Raw genomic sequence first — 2,253 nt, 5'->3', positions numbered from 1 at the left:
CGGGTGTGCCGGTGGACTGGGCCGGTTTCTTCGCCGGCACCGGAGCACGCCGGATCGACCTGCCCACCTACGCCTTCGACCACCAGCACTACTGGATCGTGGACGGCGCACCCGCGCGGACCGTCGCGGCCACCGGGTTCCCGGCGACGTCCGCCGGCCCGGGCCTGCTCGAACGGCTCGCCGAACTCCCCGAGTCCGACCGAGCCTCCTTTGTGCTGGACGCGGTGTGCGAGCAGACCGCGGCCGTGCTCGGCCACGCCGACCCAGGCGCGATCGACCCCGACCGGCCGTTCCACGAGATCGGCTTCGACTCGCTGACCGGCGTCGAACTACGCAACCGCATCAACCGGATCAGCGGCCTGACGCTCTCCGCCACGCTCGTCTTCGACCATCCCTCACCGGCCGCACTCGCCGAGTACCTGGGCACCCTGCTGAGCCCCGAATCCGACCCGTCCCTCGACGACCTGTTCGCACTCGTCGACCAAGAACTCGGCCCGGAAGCGAGCTGATCAGCGATGACCACCCCGAACGAGCAGAAGCTCACCGCGTATCTCAAGCGCGTCACCGCGGAACTGCAGCGCACCCGGGAACGACTCGCCGACCTGGAGTCCGGTGACGACCCGATCGCCGTCGTCTCGATGGCCTGCCGATACCCCGGCGGCGTCCGCACCCCGGAGGACCTCTGGCGACTCGTCGCCGAGGGCGTGGACGCGATCGGCGACTTCCCCGACGACCGCGGCTGGGACCTCGACGACCTCGCCGCCCGCTCCGACTCCACCCGTGGCGGTTTCCTCGACGGTGCCGGCGACTTCGACGCGGAGTTCTTCGGCATGTCGCCCCGCGAGGCCCTGGCGACCGACCCGCAGCAGCGCCTGCTGCTCGAAGTCGCCTGGGAGGCGATCGAGCGCGGCGGTATCGACCCGGCCTCGCTGCGCGACACCCGCACCGGCGTCTTCATGGGCTTCGCCGGGCAGACCTACGCCGACATGGACACCGGCGCGGACGAGCTGCGCGGATACCTGCTCGCCGGGGGTGCCGCCAGCGTGGCGTCCGGCCGGATCGCGTACTCACTCGGTCTTCACGGTCCGGCGATCACCGTGGACACCGCGTGCTCCTCGTCGCTGGTCGCCCTGCATCTGGCGGTCCGTGCGCTGCGGAACGGCGAATGCGCCATGGCACTCGCCGGTGGGGTCACCGTCATGTCCACCCCTGGCGCCTGGATCGAGTTCTCGCGTCAGCAGGGCCTGGCCGTGGACGGGCGGTGCAAGTCGTTCGGCGCGGGCGCGGACGGTACCGGCTGGTCGGAGGGCGTCGGGGTGCTGCTGGTGGAGCGGTTGTCGGACGCCCGCCGACTCGGTCATCCGGTGCTGGGTCTGGTACGGGGCACGGCCGTGAACTCCGACGGCGCCTCGAACGGCCTGACCGCCCCCTCGGGTCCGGCGCAGGAGCGGGTGATCCGGGCGGCATGGGCGGATGCCGGGCTGTCCGGCTCCGACGTGGACGTGGTGGAGGGGCACGGGACCGGTACCCGGCTGGGCGACCCCATCGAGGCACAGGCACTGCTGGCGACCTACGGCCGGGAGCGGGAGGCGCACGGCCCGGTGTGGCTCGGCTCCCTGAAGTCCAACATCGGCCACACCTCCGCCGCCGCGGGCGTCGGCGGCGTCATCAAGATGCTGCTCGCCCTGCGGCACGGGTCCGTGCCGCCCACCCTGCATGCCGACGAACCCACCACCGTGGTGGACTGGTCGGCCGGCGCGGTGCGGCTCGCCGTCCATGCGCAGCCCTGGCCGCCCACTCCCGGTCGGATGCGTCGGGCGGGTGTGTCGTCGTTCGGCATCAGCGGTACCAACGCCCATGTGATCGTCGAGGAGCCGCCCGCGGCCGAACCCGCGCCTGCGCCGGAGCGGACCGTCCCGCCCGTCCTGCCCCTCGTCGTCGCGGCGGCCACCCCCGGCGGGCTGCGAGGCCAACTCGACCGGATCCGCGACCACTTCGCCGCCCTGCCCGAGGACGCCCTGACCGATGCGGCGTACTCGCTGGCCACCACACGCGCTGCCCTTCCCTGCCGCGCGGTCGTGTCCGGTGGCACGAAGGAGGAACTGATCCGCGGCCTCACCTCCGCCGCGCAGGCCCCCGCCCCTCAGTCGGCGGCCCGCCGTCGGTTGGGGATGGTGTTTTCGGGTCAGGGGGCGCAGTGGGCGGGGATGGGTGGTGGTTTGGCGGCGGTGTTTCCGGTGTTCGGGGAGGTGT

2 protein-coding genes are annotated in these 2,253 nt (G+C 72.7%); both read left to right on the top strand.

Annotation, left to right across the window (positions count from 1 at the left end; genetic code table 11):
- A partial coding sequence (locus ACFY2Z_RS41630) for an acyl carrier protein (protein ID WP_390749192.1) occupies nt 1-509 on the top strand: 509 nt, incomplete at its 5' end.
- 6 nt (nt 510-515) lie between these two features.
- On the top strand, nt 516-2,253 hold a 1,738-nt coding region (locus ACFY2Z_RS41625; protein WP_390749191.1), incomplete at its 3' end, for a type I polyketide synthase.

Origin of the sequence: Streptomyces sp. NPDC001222 (assembly GCF_042896945.1) — a bacterium.
GTDB lineage: Bacteria > Actinomycetota > Actinomycetes > Streptomycetales > Streptomycetaceae > Streptomyces > Streptomyces gibsoniae.
Note: the sequence above shows the minus strand (reverse complement) of the source record. Positions and strands in the feature narration are given on the sequence as shown.